Annotated in this window: 21 protein-coding genes; 10 read left to right on the forward strand and 11 right to left on the reverse strand. The window is 64.7% G+C overall.

The features are described 5' to 3' along the window. Positions 1–24 precede the first annotated feature (24 nt). Complete coding sequence (gene thiL, locus HBH1_RS14425; RefSeq protein WP_102663313.1) at positions 25–1,002, reverse strand: thiamine-phosphate kinase; 978 nt, start codon at positions 1,000–1,002, stop codon at positions 25–27. A 417-nt stretch (positions 1,003–1,419) separates the two neighbouring features. Between thiL and HBH1_RS14430 the strand changes: the two genes are divergently transcribed. The 4 genes from HBH1_RS14430 (at position 1,420) to HBH1_RS14445 (ending at position 8,802) form a co-directional block, all read left to right on the forward strand. Beyond that, positions 1,420–3,732 (forward strand): NADP-dependent malic enzyme, encoded by a 2,313-nt coding sequence (locus HBH1_RS14430; protein WP_102663314.1) that lies wholly within the window; start codon positions 1,420–1,422, stop codon positions 3,730–3,732. 439 nt (positions 3,733–4,171) lie between these two features. Next, entirely contained in the window at positions 4,172–5,524 is a 1,353-nt protein-coding gene (locus HBH1_RS14435; RefSeq protein ID WP_006462819.1) for an MFS family transporter, read from the forward strand. Positions 5,525–5,656: 132 nt separating this feature from the next. Further along, entirely contained in the window at positions 5,657–7,465 is a 1,809-nt protein-coding gene (locus HBH1_RS14440) for a sensor histidine kinase (protein ID WP_102663315.1), read from the forward strand. Continuing rightward, positions 7,465–8,802, forward strand: coding sequence for a sigma-54-dependent transcriptional regulator (locus HBH1_RS14445; protein WP_102663316.1), 1,338 nt, complete (start codon positions 7,465–7,467; stop codon positions 8,800–8,802). The genes HBH1_RS14440 and HBH1_RS14445 overlap by 1 nt, the downstream gene beginning before the upstream one ends. Positions 8,803–8,923: 121 nt before the next feature. Here the strand turns inward: HBH1_RS14445 and HBH1_RS14450 are convergent, their stop codons facing one another. Genes HBH1_RS14450 through HBH1_RS14460 form a run of 3 tightly spaced genes read right to left on the reverse strand, consistent with a single transcriptional unit; the run spans position 8,924 to position 10,649 of the window. After that, positions 8,924–9,586 carry a DUF799 domain-containing protein gene (locus tag HBH1_RS14450; protein ID WP_102663317.1) on the reverse strand — a complete coding sequence of 221 codons (663 nt, stop codon included), beginning with the start codon at positions 9,584–9,586 and terminating at the stop codon, positions 8,924–8,926. After that, complete coding sequence (locus HBH1_RS14455) at positions 9,583–9,954, reverse strand: DUF4810 domain-containing protein (protein ID WP_102663318.1); 372 nt, start codon at positions 9,952–9,954, stop codon at positions 9,583–9,585. Before HBH1_RS14455 ends, HBH1_RS14450 begins: the two co-directional genes overlap by 4 nt. A gap of 26 nt (positions 9,955–9,980) precedes the next feature. Next, complete coding sequence (locus HBH1_RS14460; protein ID WP_102663319.1) at positions 9,981–10,649, reverse strand: CsgG/HfaB family protein; 669 nt, start codon at positions 10,647–10,649, stop codon at positions 9,981–9,983. A gap of 287 nt (positions 10,650–10,936) precedes the next feature. Here HBH1_RS14460 and HBH1_RS14465 point away from each other — a divergent pair, with 287 nt between their 5' ends. Beyond that, entirely contained in the window at positions 10,937–11,575 is a 639-nt protein-coding gene (locus HBH1_RS14465) for a carbonic anhydrase (protein ID WP_006462816.1), read from the forward strand. Positions 11,576–11,839: 264 nt separating this feature from the next. Next, entirely contained in the window at positions 11,840–13,024 is a 1,185-nt protein-coding gene (locus tag HBH1_RS14470) for a thiolase family protein (RefSeq protein ID WP_102663320.1), read from the forward strand. 97 nt (positions 13,025–13,121) lie between these two features. On the opposite strand, the gene mctP is transcribed toward HBH1_RS14470, so the two are convergent. From mctP to HBH1_RS14490, 4 genes are all read right to left on the reverse strand, one after another. After that, on the reverse strand, positions 13,122–14,615 hold the full coding sequence (mctP, locus tag HBH1_RS14475) for a monocarboxylate uptake permease MctP (RefSeq protein ID WP_102663321.1): 1,494 nt from the start codon (positions 14,613–14,615) through the stop codon (positions 13,122–13,124). After that, positions 14,615–14,794 carry a DUF3311 domain-containing protein gene (locus HBH1_RS14480; RefSeq protein WP_102663322.1) on the reverse strand — a complete coding sequence of 60 codons (180 nt, stop codon included), beginning with the start codon at positions 14,792–14,794 and terminating at the stop codon, positions 14,615–14,617. Before HBH1_RS14480 ends, mctP begins: the two co-directional genes overlap by 1 nt. Positions 14,795–15,233: 439 nt before the next feature. After that, entirely contained in the window at positions 15,234–16,265 is a 1,032-nt protein-coding gene (locus HBH1_RS14485) for an aldo/keto reductase (RefSeq protein ID WP_102663323.1), read from the reverse strand. Beyond that, the gene (locus tag HBH1_RS14490) at positions 16,262–16,705 is read right to left on the reverse strand and encodes a MerR family transcriptional regulator (protein ID WP_006462811.1); all 444 of its coding nucleotides are present in this window, start codon (positions 16,703–16,705) and stop codon (positions 16,262–16,264) included. Before HBH1_RS14490 ends, HBH1_RS14485 begins: the two co-directional genes overlap by 4 nt. A gap of 183 nt (positions 16,706–16,888) precedes the next feature. Here HBH1_RS14490 and HBH1_RS14495 point away from each other — a divergent pair, with 183 nt between their 5' ends. Continuing rightward, positions 16,889–17,632, forward strand: a complete 744-nt coding sequence (locus HBH1_RS14495) for a fumarylacetoacetate hydrolase family protein (RefSeq protein ID WP_102663324.1) — start codon at positions 16,889–16,891, stop codon at positions 17,630–17,632. A gap of 34 nt (positions 17,633–17,666) precedes the next feature. Here the strand turns inward: HBH1_RS14495 and bla are convergent, their stop codons facing one another. After that, the gene (bla, locus tag HBH1_RS14500; protein WP_102663325.1) at positions 17,667–18,566 is read right to left on the reverse strand and encodes a class A beta-lactamase; all 900 of its coding nucleotides are present in this window, start codon (positions 18,564–18,566) and stop codon (positions 17,667–17,669) included. Between the two features lie 124 nt (positions 18,567–18,690). Between bla and HBH1_RS14505 the strand changes: the two genes are divergently transcribed. Then, on the forward strand, positions 18,691–19,554 hold the full coding sequence (locus HBH1_RS14505; RefSeq protein ID WP_102663326.1) for a LysR family transcriptional regulator: 864 nt from the start codon (positions 18,691–18,693) through the stop codon (positions 19,552–19,554). Positions 19,555–19,787: 233 nt separating this feature from the next. Next, the gene (locus HBH1_RS25210; protein WP_006462807.1) at positions 19,788–19,937 is read left to right on the forward strand and encodes a hypothetical protein; all 150 of its coding nucleotides are present in this window, start codon (positions 19,788–19,790) and stop codon (positions 19,935–19,937) included. 198 nt (positions 19,938–20,135) lie between these two features. On the opposite strand, the gene HBH1_RS14510 is transcribed toward HBH1_RS25210, so the two are convergent. After that, positions 20,136–20,549, reverse strand: a complete 414-nt coding sequence (locus tag HBH1_RS14510) for a RidA family protein (protein ID WP_006462806.1) — start codon at positions 20,547–20,549, stop codon at positions 20,136–20,138. A gap of 43 nt (positions 20,550–20,592) precedes the next feature. Beyond that, positions 20,593–21,552, reverse strand: a complete 960-nt coding sequence (locus HBH1_RS14515) for an agmatinase (protein WP_006462805.1) — start codon at positions 21,550–21,552, stop codon at positions 20,593–20,595. Positions 21,553–21,737: 185 nt separating this feature from the next. Here HBH1_RS14515 and HBH1_RS14520 point away from each other — a divergent pair, with 185 nt between their 5' ends. After that, positions 21,738–22,637: a LysR family transcriptional regulator gene (locus tag HBH1_RS14520; protein ID WP_102663327.1), complete on the forward strand. Its 900-nt coding sequence runs from the start codon at positions 21,738–21,740 to the stop codon at positions 22,635–22,637. Positions 22,638–22,906: the final 269 nt, after the last annotated feature.

Consider the following 22,906-nt stretch of genomic DNA (forward strand, 5'->3'; position numbering starts at 1 on the left):
GGGGGAAGGGCGTGGCAGCTTGGTTCATGAACGGAAATGGTCGAAGGAATCCGGCGTGTCCTGCAGGGGTTCGCCTGCCGCATCCAGCAGGCGCAGGCCGGCAGCCGCATCGATGCTGCCGATGCGGGTGACCGGCGTGCCGGCGGCCTGGGCGGCCTTGTAGACGGCGTCGCGCTGGCGTACCGGAGCGGTGAAGCAGAGTTCGTAATCGTCACCACCGGAGAGCGTGAAGCGGCGGCGCAGGTGCAGGTCGCGCTGCTGCAGCGCCGGGCCGGGCGGCAGGGCGTCCACGTCCAGCGTCGCGCCGACGCGGGAGCGCGTCAGGATGTGGCCGAGGTCACCGGCCAGGCCATCCGAGATATCGATGGCGGCGTGGGCGATGCCGCGCAGGGCCAGGCCCAGTGCCACGCGTGGGGTCGGTGCGTGCATGCGCGGCGCGGCGACGGCTAGTTCTTCCGCATTGACGGCCTGGTCCTCGCTGAATTCGTGGCGATAGCCGGCCAGTGCCAGGCGCGCATCGCCCAGGCTGCCGGAGACCCAGAGATCGTCACCGGCGCGCGCGGCGTCGCGGCGCAGCGCCTGTTGCGGCGGCACTTCGCCGAACACGGTGATGCTGATGGTCAGCGGCCCCTTGGTGGTGTCGCCGCCGATCAGTTCGCAGCCATGTTCATCGGCCAGCGCCAGCATGCCCCGGGAAAACGGCGCCAGCCATTCGGCGCGGGCTTCCGGCAGGGCCAGCGCCAGCGTGAAGGCGATCGGCTGCGCACCCATGGCGGCCAGGTCGGACAGGTTCACGGCCAGGCACTTGTGGCCCAGCGTGGCGGGATCGGCATCGGGGAAGAAGTGGCGGCCGGCGACCAGCATGTCGCTGGAAATGGCCAGTTGCATGCCCGGTGCCGGTGTCATCAGCGCGCAGTCGTCCCCCACGCCGAGCGCCGTGCGGCTGTCGGGGGCGGGTGGGCGGCTGAAATAGCGCGCAATGAGTTCGAATTCGGAAAGCATGGGGCCGATTGTAACCAATCCGTCATGGCTTCAGGCGCACAATATCCGTCAGTTCTTGTGTGCGCATTGTGAATTGCTGCGGTGCAGCGAAAGCCGGCCGGGAGGGCGCTATCCAGGCTAGTCCCGTGTGTTCCTCAAAGTCTAGGGGTTTTCCCCAATACCCGTCATTGGGTGGCGGTGGCAGCCTGTCGTGCCGGAAATCAAGCTGTGCGCAAATGCGCACATCACACGGTAACCGGACGTCATCTGCCCGCTGAAAGGCCATGTTCGCGAACATCATGTGCCATTGGTGAAACGCCGCAAAGCCAGTCCCGAAAAGGCTTTGCGCGGGGCAGCATAAGGCCGTCGGCCTATGATTGAGGGCCGACCTCTGCTAGAATCGACCCCCTTCGCAAGTCAACTAGAGAATACAGAGTTATGGATTCGATGATCAGTAAGAAAGAAGAAGTGCGTCAGCAACTTCGTCAGGCAGCGCTGGATTACCACGAGTTTCCGACCCCGGGCAAGATCGCGGTCACGCCCACCAAGCTGCTGACCAACCAGCGTGATCTCTCCCTCGCGTATTCTCCCGGCGTGGCCGCGGCCTGCGAAGAAATCGTGGCCGACCCGCTCAACGCCTTCCGCTACACCGCCCGTGGCAACCTGGTGGCCGTCATCACCAACGGCACCGCCGTGCTGGGCCTGGGCAACATCGGTGCGCTGGCTTCCAAGCCGGTGATGGAAGGCAAGGGCGTGCTGTTCAAGAAGTTCGCCGGCATCGACGTCTTCGACATCGAAATCAACGAAACCGACCCGGACAAGCTGATCGACGTCATCGCGGCCCTGGAGCCGACCTTCGGCGGCATCAACCTGGAAGACATCAAGGCCCCCGAGTGCTTCTACATCGAGCGCAAGCTGCGCGAGAAGATGAAGATCCCGGTCTTCCACGATGACCAGCACGGCACCGCCATCATCGTCGGCGCCGCCATCCTGAACGGCCTCAAGGTGGTCGGCAAGGACATCAAGAACGTCAAGCTGGTGGTCTCCGGCGCGGGCGCGGCAGCGCTGGCCTGCCTGGACCTGATCGTCGACCTCGGCTTCCCGATCGAGAACATCTACGTCACCGACCTGGCCGGCGTGGTCTACAAGGGCCGCAAGGAACTGATGGACCCGGACAAGGAGCGTTTCGCCCGCGAAACCGATGCCCGTACCCTGGCCGAAGTGATCCCCGATGCCGACATCTTCCTGGGCCTGTCGGCCGCAGGCGTGTTGAAGCCGGAGATGGTCAAGCAGATGGCGGCCCGTCCGCTGGTGCTGGCCCTGGCCAACCCGACCCCGGAAATCCTGCCCGAAGAAGTGATGGCCGTGCGCGACGACGCCATCATCGCCACCGGCCGTTCGGACTATCCGAACCAGGTCAACAACGTCCTGTGCTTCCCCTACATCTTCCGTGGTGCGCTCGATTCGGGCGCCACCACCATCACCCGCGAGATGGAGATCGCCACCGTCCACGCCATCGCCGAGCTGGCCCAGGCCGAGCAGTCCGATATCGTGGCCGCCACCTATGGCATCGCCAACCTGTCCTTCGGCCCGGAATACATCATTCCCAAGCCCTTCGACCCGCGCCTGATGATCAAGATCGCGCCGGCCGTGGCGCGTGCTGCCGAGAGCTCCGGCGTGGCCGCCCGTCCGATCCAGGACATGGATGCCTACATCGAGAAGCTGGAACAGTTCGTCTACCACAGCGGCACCTTCATGCGCCCGATCTTCCAGGTCGCCAAGAAGGCCGCCGAAGCCAACAAGCGCATCGTCTACGCCGAAGGTGAAGAAGAGCGCGTGCTGCGCGCGGTGCAGGTGATCGTCGATGAAAACCTGGCCAAGCCCATCCTGGTGGGTCGTCCGGAAGTGCTGGAACAGCGCATCAAGAAGTTCGGCCTGCGCCTGCGCCCCGGCACCGACTTCGAGGTCATCAACCCCAACTTCGACAATCGCTACCGCGACTACTGGCAAAGCTTCCTGGAGATGTCCCGTCGCAAGGGCGTCACCGAGCAGTACGCCAAGCTGGAAATGCGTCGCCGCCACACCCTGATCGGCTCCATGGCGATCCACAAGGGCGATGCCGACGGCATGATCTGCGGCACCTACGGCACCACCCAGCTGCACCTGCACTACATCGACCAGGTCCTGGGAAAGCGCGAAGGCGTCAATGTCTATGCCGCGATGAATGCGGTGATCCTGCCCAATCGCCAACTGGTGATGGTGGACACCCACGTCAACGAAAACCCCAACGCCCGCGAGCTGGCCGAGATCACCATGCTGGCTGCCGAGGAAATGCGTCGCTTCGGCCTGCACCCGCGTGCCGCCCTGCTGTCGCACTCGAACTTCGGTTCCAGCAACAGCGAATCGGCCCGCAAGATGCGCGAAGCGCTGGGCATCCTGCGCGAGATCGCACCGGACCTGGAAGTGGATGGCGAAATGCACGGCGACACCGCGCTCGAATCCAAGCTGCTGCATGCAGTGATTCCGGATTCGCCGTTGAAGGGTGACGCCAACCTGCTGGTCATGCCCAACATCGATGCCGCCAACATCGCCTACAACCTGCTCAAGACCGCATCGGGCAACGGTGTGGCGATCGGCCCCATCCTGCTGGGTTGTGCCAAGCCGGTGCATATCCTGACGCCGTCGGCCACCGTGCGCCGCATCATCAACATGACCGCCCTGTGCGTCATGGATGCGCTCTCGGAGCGTTGATGGCACGCTGATGGCGCATTGATTCAAGCGCAAGACCGCGAAGGCGGCGCATGTCGAACAGACATGCGCCGTTTTTTTTCGTCCCGTCCAGCGGGGTGGTCAGGATGGATTCCCGGACATGCGGCGCGGCAGCATTCCGGGAATCCGCCCGGACGCCTGCACGTTTTTATCTGCCATGGAAATGAAAATACAATTAAATCAATGACTTACGTATTTTCGAGACCCTGCCTGGTTGTTGGCACGAAGCCTGCAATAAGAGCCACAAAACAAAAGCAAAAACGGAGACAGACCTCTGATGCGGGCCAGCATCGTCCACACCCTGACGGCTGCTTGCGTCGCTCTCCTGATTGCCTTGTTCCGGTTCCACCAAAAGCAAGATGACCCGCCGCACGACCGACGCGCCAGCGCCGGGAAGGAGCGGCCCACACAGGAGATATCCATGAGCGACAACGTCAAACTGAGCGCGGCAGAGTACCGCAAGCGCATCTTCGCCATCCTCGGCGCATCCTCGGGCAACCTGGTCGAATGGTTCGACTTCTATGTCTATTCCTTCTGCGCGATCTACTTCGCGCCGGCCTTCTTCCCCAAGGGCGACCCCACCAGCCAGTTGCTCAACACGGCAGGCGTGTTTGCCGCCGGCTTCCTGATGCGCCCCATCGGCGGCTGGCTGTTCGGCCGCATCGCCGACAAGCATGGCCGCAAGACCTCCATGCTGATCTCGGTGCTGATGATGTGCGGCGGCTCGCTGGCCGTGGCCGTGATGCCGACCTACGCCACCATCGGTGCCTGGGCTCCGGCCCTGCTGCTGCTGGCACGCCTGTTCCAGGGCCTGTCGGTGGGCGGTGAATACGGCACCTCGGCTACCTACATGAGTGAAGTGGCGCCCAATGGTCGTCGCGGCTTCTTCGCCTCCTTCCAGTACGTGACCCTGATCGGCGGCCAGTTGCTGGCCGTGCTGGTGCTGTTCGGCATGCAGCAATGGCTGACCAAGGCCGAGCTGATGGCCTGGGGCTGGCGCGTTCCCTTCGTGCTGGGCGCGGTCGGTGCGCTGGTGGCGATGTACCTGCGCAGCTCGCTGGCCGAGACCTCGTCGGCCGGTGCACGCAAGAAGAAGGACGCCGGCACCTTGAAGGGTCTGCTGCAGCACAAGCGCGCCTTCCTGAACGTGGTCGGCTTCACCGCCGGTGGGTCGCTGATGTTCTACACCTTCACCACCTACATGCAGAAGTACCTGGTCAACACTGCCGGCATGGACCCCAAGGTCGCCAACGGCGTCATGACCGGCGCGCTGTTCGTCTACATGATCCTGCAACCGATCTTCGGCGCCATCTCGGACAAGATCGGCCGTCGCAATTCCATGCTCTGCTTCGCCTTCTTCGGCATGATCGGCACCTTCCCCATCCTGCACTTCCTGAAGGATGTGAGCAGCCCGGGCGTGGCCATGGCGCTGGCCATCCTGGCCCTGACCATCGTCAGCTTCTACACCTCCATCAGTGGCCTGATCAAGGCCGAGATGTTCCCGCCCGAAGTGCGCGCCCTGGGCGTGGGCCTGTCCTATGCGGTGGGTAACGCCATCTTCGGCGGTTCGGCCGAGTTCGTGGCGCTGTCGCTGAAGTCGGCTGGCGTGGAATCGGCCTTCTACTGGTATGTCAGTGCCCTGTGCCTGGTGGCCCTGATCATCAGCCTGCGCATGCCCGACCCGCAACGCCATGGCCACCTCAAGGGTGATGTCGCCATGAACCCGGACGAGCAAGATACCGCCGAGCCGGGCAAGCTGCACAAGCCGGCCTGATTGGTGTAACGCCAGCATCAGCGCAGGTTCAGCGCGGCAGCTTCGGCGGTCGCGTTATCATGTGGCCTTCAACGCGGCGCCCAGCGGGGCGCCGCGCTGCTTTTATCCCCGCGGACCTGTCATTTCGAACGCATGCGAGCCAGACGCAACCTGCTGATCCTGATCCTGTTCTTCGCCACCACGCTGCTGGTGTGCGGGATCACCTATCGCGTAGCCCTGCGCAAGGCGGCGACCGACCAGCAGAACATGGGCGCGGCGCAATTGCAGATCGCCGCGCTGGACCTGGAATCGATCCTGCAGAAGTACGAGGCCTTGCCCTTTGCCCTGGGCTTCCAGACCGATGTGCGCCAGGTCCTGCAGCATCCCGAGGACGCCCTGGCGGTGGATCGCCTGAACCGCGCCTTCAAGACCATCCAGCAGCAATCCCGGGCGGTCAATATCTTCATGCTGGATCGCCGTGGACTGACGCTGGCGTCCAGCAACTGGGACGATGAGTTCAGCTTTGTCGGGCGCGACTTCGGTTTTCGCCCCTACTTCCGCGAGGCAGTACAGGGGCGGGCAGGGCGCTTCTACGGCATCGGCAATATCTCCAGCGAGCCGGGCTATTTCATCGCGCAACCGATCTACCGGCGCCAGGACCAGGCCGAGGGTGACCTGCCCATCGGCGTCATGGTGGTCAAGGTGGACCTGGCCGAATTCGAACATACCTGGCGCAGCAGCAGCGATCCGATCACCCTGACCGATGCCGGCGGCGTGGTCTTCCTCTCCAACCGGCCGGAATGGAAATACCACAGCTTGCAGGCCCTGAGCGCGCCGGTGCAGCAGGAGCTGGCCGGCACCCACCAATATGCGGACCTGCCCATCACTCCGGTGACGGCGCTGCCGCCGGCCCTGCAGCGCGGCTTCGGCACCCACGTCTCACGCACGGTGGGGCGGCTGGGCTGGCAGCTGATGCTGTTTCCCTCGCAGGCGCGCATGCAGCGCACGGCCATGCTCTCCACCATGGCCGCCGCCCTGTTCATGCTGGCGCTGGCCATTTCGCTGCTGGCCTGGTACCAGCACCGGCGCCGCCTGCAGGAGCGGCTGGAGTCACGCGATGCCCTGCGCCGCGCCGCCGAGGAACTGGATCAGCGCATCGCCCAGCGCACCGAAGAACTGACCGCCGCCAACCAGGCCATCGCCACCAAGTACGCCAAGCTGCAGCAGACCGAAAGCCTCTTGCGCAGCACCCAGGACGAGCTGGTCCAGGCCGGCAAGCTGGCCATGCTGGGGCAGATGGCGGCCGGCGTCACACACGAGCTGAACCAGCCGTTGGCGGCGATCCGCGCCTTTGCCGACAATTCGGTGAAGTTCCTGGCCCGTGGCCAGCAGGCCCAGGTGGCGGAAAACCTGCAACACATCAGCAGCGCCAGCGCCCACATGGGCCGCATCATCGGCCAGTTGAAGGGCTTTGCGCGCAAGAGCGGCGATGCGCCGGTGGCGGTCGATCTGCGCCAGGCCATCGAGGCCTCGGTGCTGCTGCTGTCGGGCGACTTCGAGAAGCAGGGCGTCGAAGTGCGCATCGAACTGCGCGAAGCCGTCCACGTCACCGGCGACGTGGTGCGCACCGAGCAGGTCCTGATCAATCTCTTGCGCAATGCCCTGGATGCCGTTGAAGAGGCGCCGCGCAAATGCGTCTGCGTGCTGCTGGAGGTCGATCACGCCCAGCGCCAGGCGGTGCTGCGCATCCGCGATTCCGGTACCGGCATTGCCGACGAGGTGGCCCCGCACCTGTTCGAACCCTTCTTCACTACCAAGTCTTCCAGCAAGGGCCTGGGGCTGGGACTGGCGATTTCCTCATCGATCGTGCAAGCCATGAATGGTCAGTTGAGCGCGCATAATCATGAACAAGGCGGCGCCGAATTCGTGGTGCGCCTGCCCCTGTTGAAGACGGAGAATTGATGGACAGACCAAGCGGCGCCCAGAGCGCCATCCTGATCGAGGACGAGCAGGCCGTGCGCCACGCCACCGCCCAGGCGCTGGAGCTGGAGGGTTTTACGGTGACCGCCTGCGCCAGCGCCGAGCAGGCCCTGCCTTTGCTGACCCGCGACTTTGCCGGCGTGCTGGTGACCGATGTGCGCCTGCCGGGCTGGTCCGGTCTGCAGGTGCTGGCGCATGTGGTGGCCATCGACCCCGACCTGCCGGTGATCGTGGTCACCGGCCACGGCGACGTCGGCATGGCGGTGGAGGCCATGCGTGCCGGCGCCTATGACTTCGTCGAAAAACCCTTCAGTTCGGACGGCCTGCTGGAGATCGCCCTGCGCGCCCAGGAAAAGCGCAGCCTGGTGCTGGAAAACCGCCGCCTGCGCGAAGCCTGGGCGCATGACCCGGAACTGCCACCGCTGGTCGGCCAGTCGCCCGCCATCGAACGCGTGCGCACGCTCATCCGCAGCCTGGGGCCGGCCGACGTGGATGTCCTGATCAACGGCCAGACCGGGACCGGCAAGGAAGTCGTGGCGCGCCAGCTGCATGCCGCCAGCGGCCGCAAGGGGCCGTTCGTGGCCCTCAATTGCGGCGCCTTGCCGGAAACCGTGTTCGAGAGCGAAATCTTCGGCCACGAAGCCGGCGCCTTCACCGGTGCGCAAAAGCGTCGCGTCGGCAAGCTGGAATATGCCGACGGCGGCACGCTCTTCCTCGATGAGATCGAAAGCATGCCGCTGGCCTTGCAGGTCAAACTGCTGCGCGTGCTGCAGGAGCGGCGCCTGGAGCGCCTGGGCGGCAACGAGTCGGTCGCCATCGATTGCCGCGTGATCGCCGCCAGCAAGGCCGACCTGCTGAAGCTGGCCGGCGAGGGCCAGTTCCGCGAAGACCTGTACTACCGCATCGGCGTGGTCGCCATCGACCTGCCGGCGCTGAACCAGCGCAGCAGCGACATCCCGCTGCTGCTGGCGCATTTCTGCCAGGCGGCGGCGGTGCGTTACCGGCGCGAGTCGCCCCCCTGGACGGCAGCGCAGATGCAGCAGTGGCAACAGCGCGACTGGCCCGGCAACGTGCGCGAGCTGCGCAATTTCGCCGACCGCTGGGTGCTGGGCGTGGAACAGATTGCCGGCCTTGGTGCGCCGGCCGGCGACCTGCCGGCGTCCCCCTTGCCGGAGCAGGTGGAACAGTTCGAAGCCGGCCTCATCGCCGCCGCCCTGAAGGACAGCGAGGGTAGCGTGGCAGTGGCCGCCGAACGATTGGGGATTCCGCGCAAGACGCTCTACGACAAGATTCGCAAGTACCAGCTGGCGGCTGCCTGACCTGACTGCCTACGCGCAAAACGCCAATCACAGATCGCCAATAGAAAACGCCGCTGCGAAGTGCTCGCAGCGGCGTTTGCTTGCCTGCTTACCTGGTTACTGATGGATCACGCCAGCAAGTTCAGTCCTTCTGGTATTGCGGCGAACGCGGGCCGTACAGCAGTCCGTTCTGGCTGCCGGCACGCAGCAGGCGATAGCTGGTGATACCGGCCATCTTGTAGCTGGTGTCGCTGGCGGTGTTGATGATCTGGTTGACCATCGCCGACACCAGCACGCCGAGCAGTCCGCCGCCGGAGTTCTGTTGCTGCTCCAGGCTGGACGCCCTGGCCGATCCCTCCCACAGCAGCTTGCCGGAGCGCAGGTCGACCAGCTTGGCATCGGCCGACACCAGGGTTTCACTCTGCACCACCTTATAGGCGGTGCCGTAGTTGGTGATGGTCATGTACAGCGCGGTGTCCGCACCAAAGATCTGGCGCAGCTTGGCCGGCGGCAGTTCCTGGATGTCCGTCGGATTGCTCAGGCCGTTCTGCTTGAAGGTCTCCGCCGCCAGCGAGACCGGGATCACGTAGTAACCCGATTCTGCCAGCGGTTGGGTGGCCTGGGACATCAGGCCGTAGGGTGCGATCACTTCCGACGAATTGTTCACCGGTGGCAGCACCAGGATCGAGGCCGGGCGGGCGGCCTTGAACTCGGCGTAGTCATAGGGCTTCTTCTGGGTGGCGCAGCCGGTGGCCAGCAGCACCAGCAGGGTAGCGGCGAGGCTCTTGAATGTGCCCGAAATCATTTTGCTGCTCCCTTCTTGTAGTTACGCATCAGGAAATCCATGTAGGCGGTCGATTCGGGGAACAGCGCCTTTTCGGTCTGCAGTTCCTGGATCAACTGGTCTTCCTTGCCGATGGAGGCGTACAGCATGCCCAGGTGGGCGTGATAACCAGGGGGAACGGCGTCGCCGCTGGCGCGGATCTTCTGCAGGTTTTCTTCCAGCGCAGCGATCTCGGCTTCATTGCCGTTGCCTTCGGTCTTGAAGTGTTCGTAGAGCTGGTCCTGGTAGTTGCCCCAGCCGTACAGGGACTTCTGTGCGTGATTGGCGCATCCGGTGAGTACCAGCGCCAGGCCGAGGGCGAAGCCTGCGGCAAGCTTTGTCTTCATCATTGGGTTACTCGCTTCCTGTGGGGGAATCAGGGCTTCCAGGCGCCGGAATCGATACCGGTCACCAGTTTCTGGACGGCTTCGCGGATGGCCAGGTCAAGCACCTTGCCATTGAGCGTGGAGTCATAGCTGGCGGTGCCGCCGAAGCCGATGATCTCGCGATTGTCCAGGCTGTATTCCCCCGCACCCTGGGTCGAATAGACCACCTGCGAGGTATTCACGTCCACGATGTTCAGGTTGACCTTGGCGTAGGCGACCTGCGACTTGCCGCGGCCGAGGATGCCGAACAGCTGGCGGTCGCCGGTTTCCTTGCGGCCGAACTCGGTGACGTCACCGGTGACCACATAGCTGGCACCCTTGAGGGATTGCGCCTGCTTGTTCAACTGGGCTTCCTGTGCCAGTTCGTTCATGTTGTCGCGATCCATCACCGAGAAGCGATTGCTCTGCTGCAGATGGGTGATCAGGATGGTCTTGGCCTGGCCGCCGAGACGGTCGACGCCGTCCGAGAAGATGCCGCGCAGATAGCTGGAACGGTTATCGAACTTGCCCACCGCGATCGGGCTGCGTGCGCCCTGATAGGCCTGGTTGGCGCTGGCCACCTGGGCCACTGGCAGACTGCGTGAACTTTCCGTGGCGCAACCCCCGAGCACGGAAACCATGGCGATAGCTGCCACGGTGGTGACATACCTAGTGATCATAAGTTTTTTTTCCCCGATTTATTAATAGAAATGGTCACCCCAAAGCGACCAGGACTGCCTCGAAAAGAGCCCACAGAGAGCGTGGTGCTCCTCCGAGCCTCGGAGTTTATCAAAGGAAAGTATTAGAAATCTCAAGTGAAAAACTTAATTTTTGCTATTCATTGCTATTCATTGCTATTTGCGCAAGAAAGGCGATGTGTCCCGATAGATAAGCGTAGCCGTCAGCATGTTCGAAATCCGGTTCATAATGTCGCCGTTGAAACTTAATATTTGAGGCGACTCCCCCCATGCGCGACATCATCAATGGCTTCCTGCGCTTCCAGCAGGACGTCTTCCCCTCCCGCAAGGAGCTGTTCAAGACCCTGGCCACCGGGCAGACACCCAAGGCCCTGTTCATCTCCTGTTCGGACAGCCGCATGGTGCCGGAGCTGGTCACCCAGCGCGAACCGGGCGACCTGTTCGTCATCCGCAACGCCGGCAACATCGTGCCGTCCTTCGGCCCCGAGCCGGGCGGCGTGAGTGCCACGGTGGAATACGCGGTGGCGCAGTTGAAAGTCTCCGACATCGTCATCTGCGGCCACTCCGACTGCGGCGCCATGACCGCGGTGGCGACCTGTGCCTGCCTGGATCACATGCCGGCCGTGCGCAACTGGCTGCACCATACGGATGCGGCCCGCATGATCAACGAATCCCGTCCGCACGCCACCGAAAAGGACCGTATCGACGGCATGGTGCGCGAGAACGTGATCGCCCAGCTGAACAACATCCGCACCCATCCCTCGGTGGCGGTGGCCCTGGCGCAGGGCCGCCTGGCGCTGCACGGCTGGGTCTATGACATCGAATCCGGCTCCATCCTGGCGCTGGATGCCGCCAGCAATACCTTCGTGCCGCTGGCCGAACATCCGGCTGCCAGCAGCGCCGACTGAGGCGCTTCTCGCTGCGTCACCGCCCGCCGTCGTTCGATGGCGGGACCCCTCCTGACTTACCGACCCCACCCCGGCAACAGCAAAACTACGAGATGCCAATCGGCGTCCGCAGTGATAGCATCTAGTAAGTTGCATTATGAAAGTAAGTTGCCTTCCGGCCTCTTGTCGGGATGGCAACGGTGTGCCGCTGCCTGTCAGCGCCCCCCGTCGGGTGGTCGCAGGCGGGGCATGGGTGATGAACGACTAGTGAGGAAGGAGCAGGCCATGCAGCAGGAAATCGTGATCAGTTCGCCGCGTCGCACCGCGATCGGCAGCTTTGGCGGCAGTCTGAAGGACGTCCCCGCCGTGGAGCTGGGCGCCCAGGCGATCCGGGCGGTCTTGCAGAACACCCGTATCGCCCCGGAAGTGGTCGATTCGGTGGTGATGGGCAATGTGATCCAGGCCGGCAACGCCATGAACCCGGCCCGCCAGGCCGCGATCAAGGGCGGTCTGCCGGTCGAGACCCCGGCCATGGCGATCAACCGCGTCTGCGGTTCCGGCGCCCAGGCGGTGGTGACGGCACTGGGCGAGATCAGCGCCGGGCTGTCGCGCTGTGTCATCGCCGGCGGCATGGAAAACATGGAGCGCGCCCCCTATCTGCTGCCCGGGGCGCGTGCCGGCATGCGCATGGGCGATGGCGCGGTGATCGACGCCATCCTCAGCGACGGCCTCAACGATGCCTTCTCCGGCAAGCATTCCGGCTGGCATACCGAAGACCTGGTGCAGCAGTTCAGCCTCAGCCGCGAGCAGCAGGACCACTACGCCGCGCAGAGCCAGCAGCGCTTCGCCGCCGCCCAGGCGGCCGGCTACTTCAGCCGCGAGATCCTGCCCATTACCCTCACCAGCAAGAAAGGTGAACAGATCTTCGACCAGGACGAGTCCGTGCGCCCGGACACCACGGTCGAATCGCTGGCCCGCCTGAAGCCGGCCTTCCGCAAGGACGGCAGCATCACCGCCGGCAATGCGCCCGGCGTGAATGCCGGTGCGGCGGCGATGATCGTGAGTACCCGCGAGACCGCCGATTCTTTGGGCCTGGCCCCGCTGGTGGTTGTGCGCGCAGCGGCCGTCAGCGGCGTGGAGCCGGGCATGTTCGGCCTGGGACCGGTGCCGGCGATCCGCCAGGCGCTGGCCCGCGCCCGTTGGAGCCTGGGCGAAGTGGACCGCTTCGAGATCAACGAAGCCTTTGCCGCCATCGCCCTGGCGGTGCAGCGTGAGCTGGACATTCCGTCCGACATCCTCAACATCGACGGTGGCGCCATCGCCCACGGTCACCCCATCGGCGCCACCGGGGCCATCCTCATCACCAAGGCCGCCCACGCACTGCAGCGCACCGGCCAGCGGCGCGCCGTGGTGTCGCTGTGCATCGGCGGTGGCCAGGGTATCGCCCTGTGTCTGGAAGCGCTGGCCTGAGAACGTAACGGCCACCGGCTTCGGGGAACAAAAAAGCCGAGTCCGACCACATGGGTCGGGCTCGGCTTTTCTACGACGGGCGCCCGCAGGCGCTCGCTCAGCGCTTCAGCGCGGGCTGCGAACCCTTGCCGAAGATCAGGTTGGCGATCACGGCCACGACCACGTTGAGGGTCAGGGCGATCAGGCCGGTGTAGAGCGTGTAGGTCTCGCCACCGATGATGAAGCTATGGACCGGCTTGATGCCATCGGCAAAGGCCATCCAGCTACCACCGACGATGCCCACCGCCCAGCCGCACAGCAGGGCGCGCGCACCGAACCAGCCCACGAACAGGCCGAACACCAGGGCCGGGAAGGTCTGCAGGATCCACACGCCGCCCAGCAACTGGAGGTCCAGCGCGAACTTGGTCGGCAGGAACAGGATGAACACCAGCGCGCCGAACTTGACCACCAGCGACACGATCTTGGCCACCTTGGCTTCGCCTTCATGGCTGATGCCAGGATCGACGTAAGGCTTCCAGAAGTTGCGGGTGAACAGGTTGGAGGCACCGATGGACATCACCGCAGCCGGCACCAGCGCACCGATGGCGATGGCAGCGAAGGCGAAGCCTGCGAACCAGCCCGGGAACAGGTTGTTGAACAGCGCCGGGACCACGTCGTTGTTGGCTTGCACCTTGATGCCAGCGGCATAGGCCATGTAACCCAGCAGCGCGATCAGACCCAGCAGCACGGTATAGGCCGGCAGGAACACCGCGTTCTTGCGGATGGTATTGGCGTCCTTGGCGGCGAAGATGCCGGTCAGCGTATGTGGATACATGAAGGCCGCCAGTGCCGAACCCAGGGCCAGCGAGGCGAAGGGCAGGAACTGCGTGGGCTTCAGGGTCAGGCCGGTAGCGCCACCCTTGAGGGCGAAGGCATCGCGCGCCGAGCTGAACACCGCACCGTAGCCACCCAGCTTGGCCGGCACCACCACCACCGCCACGATCACCACGATGTAGATCATGATGTCCTTGACGAAGGCGATCAGCGCCGGTGCCCGCAGGCCGGCCGAGTAGGTGTACAGCGCCAGGATCACGAAGGCCGCCAGCAGCGGCAGTTCACCGGTCAGGCCCAGGGCCTTGATGACCACTTCCATGCCGATCAGCTGCAGCGCGATGTAGGGCATGGTGGCGACCACGCCGGTCAGGGCGATGGCGAACTCCAGCGGACGCGACTGGTAGCGACCCCAGACCACGTCGGCGGCGGTCACGTGACCGGCCTTGTGGGCGGCACGCCACAGCTTGGGCATGATCACGAACACGATGGGATAGACCAGGATGGTGTAGGGCAGGGCGAAGAAGCCATAGGCCCCCACCGCATAGACCAGCGCCGGCACGGCGATGACGGTATAGGCGGTATAGAAGTCGCCGCCGACCAGGAACCAGGTGATCCAGGTGCCGAAGTTGCGGCCACCCAGGCCCCATTCATCGAGGTGGGCGCCCTTGTTGCTGGGGCCGGCCATCCATTTCGAGGCCATGAAGCCCAGCACGGTGACCAGCACGAAGAAGAACAGGAAGACCCAGAGGGCGGTCCAGTGGATGTTGGTGGTCTCCATCACTCGACTCCCTTTTTCAGGCCATCACGATAGACCAGCCAGATGATCAGGGAAGTCAGCGGCACCCACGCCAGCTGATACCAGTAGAAGAAGGGGAAGCCGAACAGGCTGGGCAGTTCCTGGTTGTAGAACGGTACCCAGAGCAGGGCGATGAAAGGCAGCAACAGCAATAGGCGCAAAGGACTCTTTGCGGATGGGGCAGCGACGGACATCTGTTCTCCTCTGTCGTTTTGAAGGTGGTAGGGCGTTTTTGACGCCCTGTTTTTTTATCCCCCGGACAGGTCATGTCCGGGTGTTGATGCTGAACCTGTGCGCAGCGGCAGCCTGCCGACGGATGCGCTCAGCCGGCTGGCTGCAGCCTGGTGGTGAATGTCCCTGATCGTGGATTGTCGGCACGCGGATGCGGCTTTTTTTGTTGGTCGTAGTATTGGCATTTACGACAAGCAGAACAAGCGGGGCACCACGTAGAGCGACTCAGTAGGACTACGTAGGGGCGGGGCGGAAGGTCGGTGGTTCGGGGAGGTCGCCGGCCCGGCGCCGAGGTCGGCGCCGGGTGCGGGGTCTGCTGCGGGATCGGCCAGGCGGCGGCCAGGGATCGGCCAGGGGGCGGCCAGAGAATCAGCCGTTGAGCAGTTTCATGCTGGCTTCGGTGTAGCGTTCACCGGCGGCGGCGCCGCGTGGGAAGACCGCGTCCAGGTTCTGCAGATCCTGGGCGGAAAGCTTCACATTGCAGGCGCCGGCATTTTCTTCCAGATAGTGCCGGCGCTTGGTGCCGGGGATGGGGACCAGATGCGGGTCCTGGGCCATCACCCAGGCCAGTGCCAGCTGGCTCGGCGTGCAGCCGTGCTGGCTGGCGATTTCCTTCACTTTTGCCACCAATTGCAGGTTGCGCTGGAAATTCTCGCCCTGGAAGCGCGGATTGCTGCGCCGGAAATCATCCTCGGCCAGATCCTCGACGCGCTGGATGGCGCCGCTCAGGAAGCCCCGGCCCAGCGGGCTGTAGGCCACGAAGCCGATGCCCAGTGCACGGCAGGTGGCCAGCACGTCGCTTTCCGGGTCGCGCGTCCACAGCGAATATTCGCTCTGCAGCGCGGTGACCGGGTGCACCCGGTGCGCCCGCTCCAGCGTGGCCGACGAGGCCTCGGACAGGCCGATGTAGCGGATCTTGCCGGCCCGCACCAGATCAGACAGCACGCCCATGCTGGCTTCGATGGGGGTGTTGGGATCGATGCGGTGCTGGTAGTAGAGGTCGATGGCCTCGATGCCCAGGCGCTTGAGACTGCCCTCGACCGCTTGCCGGATATAGGCCGGGCTGCCGTCCACGCCGCGCACGGTGGGATCGGCCGGGTCGCGCTTGAAACCGAACTTGGTGGCGATGAAGAACTTGTCGCGGCGCCCCTTGATGGCACGTCCGACCAGCTCTTCATTGGTGTAGGGGCCATACATGTCGGCCGTGTCCAGCAGGTTGATGCCCAGCTCCAGGGCGCGGTCGATGGTGGCCAGCGATTCCTGGTCGTCGCGCCGGGCGTAGAAATCGCTCATGCCCATGCAGCCCAGGCCGATGGCCGAGACCAGCGGGCCGTTGCTGCCCAGGCGGCGGGTGCCGACGGCGGATTCCGGTTGCAGGTGGGAGGTGATGGGTTCGGTCATGGTGCAATCCTTTCTTTGGTTGAGGCCGGTCGGGGCAGCCCTGCCGGAATGGCCGGCGCCATGCGCGCCTGCTGTTCCAGGGTGTCGTACAGCGCCAGCTTGTGGTGCAGCACGGCGAGGTTTTCCTGCAGTTCGGCCAGGGTTTGCTGGACGCTTAGCGTATGGGCCTGCAGCATCGCCTTGCGTTCCATGACACTCTCCACGGTATTGCCGTCGCGCCGCAGCTCGGCGTAGCGCAGCATGGCGCGCACCGGCAGGCCGGTGGCCTTGAGCTTCTTCAGGAAGGCGATCCAGTTCAGGTCTTCCTGGGTATAGCGCCGATGCCGGTTGTCGCGCCGCTCGACCGGATCGAGCAGGCCTATCCTCTCGTAGTAGCGCAGGGTATGCACCGACAGGCCGGTGGCCGCAGCAGCTTGGGCAATGGTCAGGGAAGAGGTCATGGCAGCCAGTCTAGAAGTTGGAGTGCGCTCGAAGTCAAGCGTGATTCTCTTCATTATCGGCGGGTCCGGGACAGCGTGCCGACGGGGCCGATTTCATCGCTTGGTCGAAGCTGGACTTTGGTCGATGGCGCCCCTGACAGTACAATGCGCGCTGCCCATTCCCCTCTCATTGCCGGAGCCCTCATGCACATCGACGCCGCCACCCAACTTCTGCTCGACGCCCGCCACAGCGGCCTGGCCCTGGACTGGCGCCGGCTGGCGGTGGGCGACGCCGAGACCGCCTACGCGGTGCAGGATGCACAACTGCGCCGGCTGGGGCCGGTGGGTGGCTGGAAGGTGGGCAGCAAGGGCGATGGCAGCACGCCCGGCTGCGCGCCGCTGCCTCAGTCCGGCATCCAGCCCTCGGGCGCCCGACTGGCCGGGCAGCAGTGGCGCATGCGCGGACTGGAAGTGGAACTGGCCTTGCGGGTGGGGCGCGATTTCGATCCCGGCGCGCAACTGCCTGACGAGGCCGAACTGCGCACCGTCTTCGACGCCATCCTGCCGGCCATCGAAGTGGTGGAGACGCGCCTGGGACATCCGCCCTGCGGCAATCCCTGGGCCGGCATGGCCGATCTGCAGAGCCATGGCGCGCTGGTGACCGGCCAGCCCCTGCCGCTGCCGCCGCAGTTGTCATTGCGCACGGTGGAGGCCAGCCTGGTCATCGATGGCCAGCCCATCACCCGCACCAGCGGCGGCAACCCGGCCGACCTGTGGCCCATGCTGGGCTGGCTGGCGCAGCATTGCGCCCAGCGCGGCCAGCCCTGGCGCCGGGGTCAGATCATCACCACCGGCTCCTGTACCGGCCTGCAACTGGCGCGCGGCGGTCTGCTGGTGGAAGCCGCGCTGGAAGGCGTGGGGCCGGTGTCGCTGCAGTTTGCCAACTGAGCCTCAACTGAACCTCAATTGAGCACGGACGCGCTCAGCCCATCACCTGCGCAATCAGGCGACCGACTTCGGCATGCACGGCGTCGCGCCGGGCCGCTTCGGCCGTGTTCTCGGTGAGATAGACCGCAAACAGCAGCGGCGCGCCCTGCGGCGTCCACACCACACCCACGTCGTTGGCCGTACCGCGGTCGCCGGTCCCGGTCTTGTCTCCCACCTTCCAGCCCGCCGGCAGGCCGGCGCGCACGCGCTTGTCGCCGGTCTGATTGGCCAGCAGCCACTGCGTGATCTGCTCGCGCGAGGCTGGTGCCAGGGCATTGCCCAGCACCACCTGGCGCAGGTCGTCGGTCATGGCGGCCGGGGTGGTGGTGTCACGCGGGTCGCCGGGGATGGCTTCGTTGAGCGTGGGTTCGTTGCGATCCAGGCGCGTGAGATCGTCGCCCAGGGTCCGCACGAAACCGGTCAGCCCGGCCGGGCCGCCCATGCTGGTCAGCATCAGGTTGGCGGCGGTATTGTCGGACAGCGTGATGGCCGCCTCGCACAACTGCGCCATGGACAGGCCGGCGCCGCCAGTGTGCTTGCCGGTGGTGGGCGAGTAGGGGACCAGGTCCTGCTTGCGATAGACGATGCGCCGTGCCAGGCGCTCCCGGCCTTCATCGACCCGGCGCAGTACCGCCGCCGCCGCCAGGAACTTGAAGGTGCTGCACATGGGGAAGCGCTCGTCGGCGCGATAACCCCACTGCCGGCCATGGACGGTATCCACCAGCGACACGCCCAGGCGACCGCCGATATCGGCTTCCAGCCGCGCCAGTTTCTGGACGACACTGGACGAGTCCATAGTTTTACTTGCGCCTTGTACGTCGCCAGCCCAGCTACGGCTGATCAGGCCACCGGCCGCCAGGGCCGTGAGGGCCAGGAAATTGCGTCTTCCGGACATGTTTTCTCCTAGTAATTTATTGATTGCGGGTTTGCGACAGGCCAGATCATAGGCAGTGGCGGCGATGGCCACAATTCATGATAATTGGCCGTAGACCCAAGAAAATCTGATGCCTGGAGACTCCATGTATTTGCCGTTGAATGCCTTGCGCGCCTTCGAGATGTCGGCCCGCCACCTGTCCTTCACCCGCGCCGCCGAGCAATTGAGCGTGACCCAGACTGCCGTGAGCATGCAGGTCAAGAACCTCGAACAGCGGCTCGGCGTGGCCCTGTTCCGGCGCTTGCCGCGTGGCCTGGCACTGACCGACGAGGGCCTGGCGCTGTTGCCGGTGGTGGCCCAGTCCTTCGGACGCATTGCCGACGTGCTGGGCCAGTTCGAACATGGCCGTCGCCGCGAAGTGCTCACCGTGGGTGTGGTCGGCACCTTTGCCGTGGGTTGGCTGATGCCGCGCCTGCGGGAATTCCAGCAGAACCATCCCTTCGTCGACCTGCGCCTGCTGACCAACAACAACCGGGTCGATCTGGCCGGCGAGGGTCTCGATTATGCGATCCGCTTTGGCGATGGTGCATGGCACGGCACCGAGGCTGAACGTCTGTTCGAGGCGCCGCTGGCGCCGATGTGCGCGCCGGCCCTGGCCGCGCAATTGCGCAGCCCTGCCGACCTGGCGAGCCAGACCCTGCTGCGTTCCTACCGCAGCGACGAGTGGAACCAGTGGTTCGCCGCCGCCGGCGCGCCTTGCCCACCCTTGCGCGGCTTCGTGTTCGACTCCTCGCTGGCGCTGGCCGAAGCGGCTGCCCAGCAGGCCGGTGTGGCCCTGCTGCCGGTACTGATGTTCGAACGGGAGCTGCGCCAGGGGCGGCTGGTCTGCCCCTTCGAGACCGGTATCGTCACCGGCGCCTACTGGCTCACCCGCCTCAAATCCCGGCCGCAGGGGACGGCCATGACGGCGTTTCGCGACTGGCTGCAGGGGCATGCGGCCGGGATGTAGGCGCACCGAAAGTGATGATTACCTGCAACAGGAAGCCAATGTCAGAAAATTCCTGATAGACGCGGCCGCCACATGCAAATAGAATAAATCATATAAACAATTTATACGGTTCGTGCCGGGCCGTGAAGCGGGTGATGTGGGTGGGGTGGTAAAGCCGGCATGGGTGGTTCGTCAAGCACGGACACCATCAGCCAACAGACAGCCAACAGAGGCACATTGAAAGGGGGTAAGTCATGCACTACTTCGCAAAGCTCTATCGCAAGCTGGTCGATTACCTGAACGATTCCAGCGAACTGGACACCGGTTCCCATCGTGGCGCGCCGCATAGCTGCAGCCTGTACTCGGGTTTGTCGACAATGTCGCGCGACAACTCTTCCCGCTGATCCTCCCGCCGGCGGCCCCTGGTCGCCGGTTACGGAGCGGGACTTCGCTGCCCGCACCGCCTGCCGCCTGCCTCCCACCACGCCCCATTCCACCGCGCCGCTCCAAAAAAAGGCCGCATCATCGATGCGGCCCAAGTACTGCTACTTACCGGAAGTGTTTCAGTACCGCACCTGGCGGCCACTGCATAAAGGTCTGATCTAGTCGGGAATCACCGCCGTGGCATCCACCTCGACCAGGTATTCCGGACGAGCGAAGGCGGTCACTACGATCCCTGTCGAGACCGGATAGACGCCCTTGAGCCACTTGCCCACCACCGTATAGACATCCTCGCGGAAACGCGGGTCGGAGATATAGATGGTGAGCTTGCAGATATGGTCCAGCTGGCTGCCGGCTTCCTTGAGCAGCATGTCGATGTTCTTCATGGCCTGCTCGGTCTGTCCCTTGACGTCGCCGATGCAGACGCTCTCGGAGGTATCGAGGTCCTGGCCGATCTGTCCCCGCAGGAAGACCATGGTGCCGCGGGCCACCACGGCCTGGCAGAGGTCGTTGTCCAGCTTCTGTTCGGGATAGGTTTCACGAGTGTTGAACTTGCGGATGCGGGTATGAGCCATGTCGGTTCCGGAAATGGGTGGTTGGGATAGTGAGCGGGGCTTCTTACTTCTTGTCGAAATAGCCGGCGCGGATGGTGGCGCCGATGAGATTGACGATCAGGCGGCCGGCGGTGACGCCACTGATCTTGCTGGCATTGTCCTTGGCCGGCTGGATTTCCACGATGTCCATGCCCACCACGCGGCCCTTGCGCACCAGGCCGTGGATCAGCTTGCGCGCCTGCAGGAAGGTGACGCCGCCCGGCGCGGGGCCATCGACGGCCGGCATGATGGCGCAGTCCAGGCCATCGGCATCGATGGTCAGGTAGTAGTTGCCGCCATCGGGAATGCGCGCCAGCACCGCATCCATGCCGATGTCGTGCAATTCATAGGCGCTGATCAGGTCGGCACCCCATTCCTTGGCGGCGCGATAGTCAGCCGGCCGCCCGCTGCCCTGGGCGCGCAGGCCGATCTGCACGATGTGCTTGACGTAGGGCAGTTCCGAGGCGCGCCGGATTACGCTGGACAGGCCGTCGCGCACGCCGTTGACCTCGTCGCGCCAGTCGAGGTGGGCATCGATATGGACCAGCGTGATCGGCCCGACTTCGTCGAAGCCGCGCAGCACCGGGTTGGTGATGCCATGGTCGCCACCCAGCACGATGGGCAGGGCGCCGCCGCGCAGGATCTGGCGCACCGCGCTTTCGGCACGCTGCTTGTGCAGCTCCGGCTGGGCCAGGTCGGGCAGGACATCGCCGCAGTCGACGAAGCGGATATCCTCGCGCTCCTGCAGCAGCGGGCCATCAATATCGAAGTCATAGTGGCTGGGATGGCGCACCATGCGGTCGCTCAGGTCGCGCAGGGCCTGAGGCGCATTGGTCTGGTCGTTGCTGTACTGGCGCGGGCCGTAGGCGGCGCCGAAGGGGACCCCCAGGACCGCGATGTCGGCCTTGAAGTCGGTGAGGTCGGTGACCAGCTCCGAATACAGCAGGGTCTTGTGGCCGGTGCGTGGTGCGGTGAGATTGTCCATGGGTGGTTTCCTGATAGAAGAAATGCAGCGGGCCTGCATGCATCGATGAGGCAGCGATGGGCCGCTGTGCATGCATTCACTGTAGTGAGTCGCGGTGATGATAGAAAATGATTCTTTTGGAGGTATAGTTTCATTTTTCGAGACTTTGCAATTTCACCGCAACGGTGCATGCAGACAGGAGCGTCATGATCAGGCTGGATTTCGATGAGCGCGACCTGCGCTCGCTGCGGGTCTTCTGCAACGTCGCCGAGGCCGGTGGCTTCGCCGCCGCCGAGCGGGTGCTGCTGATGTCCAAGGCCTCCATCAGTCGCCATGTACGCGAGGTGGAGGAACGCCTGGGCGTACGCTTGTGCGAACGCGGGCCGGCCGGTTTCCGGCTCACGCCCGAGGGCGAGGTGGCGCTCAAGCTGGCCACCACCGCCCTGCGCTCGCTGGAGCGCATCCGCCCCGAGATCGATGCCGTGCATGGTGTGCTGTCCGGGCCGCTGGCGCTGGGGGTGGTGGAGCATGCCCTGAGTCATCCCGATTGCAAGTTGCCGCAGGCCATCGCCGCGCTCAAGCGGCGCGCGCCCCAGGTACAGCCGCGTATCGAGGTGATGACCTTTCCCGAACTGAACCAGGCGCTGCGCGAGCAACGGGTCGATATCGCCATTCGCGGCCGTTATCCGGGCGATGATGAATTCGATTACCTGCCGCTGTTCGTCGAGAGCCATCGCCTCTATGGCGCCGTGCGCAAGGAGGGCGGCGAGCCGCGCAAGGCGGTCTGGCCCCTGGTCTACCGGCCCCATCCCTATGTCGATCAGGTGCTGGCCGGCGACGGATACGAGCGCGGGCCGGAGGCCGGTGGCCTGGAAGCCATCGCCCTGCTGGTGGCCAGCGGTGACTATGTCGGCCTGCTGCCCACCCACTACGCGCAATTGATCGGCAAGCGTTATGCCCTGCGCGCGCGCCGCGCCAGTCCCACCTTCGTCCATCCCATCTGCGCCGTGACCGACCCGCACCGTCCTTCCACGCACCGCGCTGAACTGTTCCTCTCCCTGCTGCGCGAATTGCACACCCGTTCCGCCGCGCATCTGGCGAGCTGAGGGCGCAACATCGCCCACGGCTTTGCGTCGGCATGGGGCGTGATGTCCCATGACGGGGCGCCGCGCAGCGGCTGACACGGTCCGGGCGCCGCGCCATCCCCATGGCGCGGGAGAGGCGACCGATACAGCAAGGGCCGATTTCTGTTTCGTTTGTATCGCCCCCGGTCGTCGCCGGGACGGGGCAAGCCTGGTGGCAGGCCCGTGCTGATGCAGGCCAAGCGCGGACGCAAATGGTTCATTTGTATCGTTTGCATCGGCAATTGGCACAC

Origin of the sequence: Herbaspirillum sp. BH-1 (assembly GCF_002870055.1) — a bacterium.
Lineage (GTDB): Bacteria > Pseudomonadota > Gammaproteobacteria > Burkholderiales > Burkholderiaceae_D > Herbaspirillum > Herbaspirillum frisingense.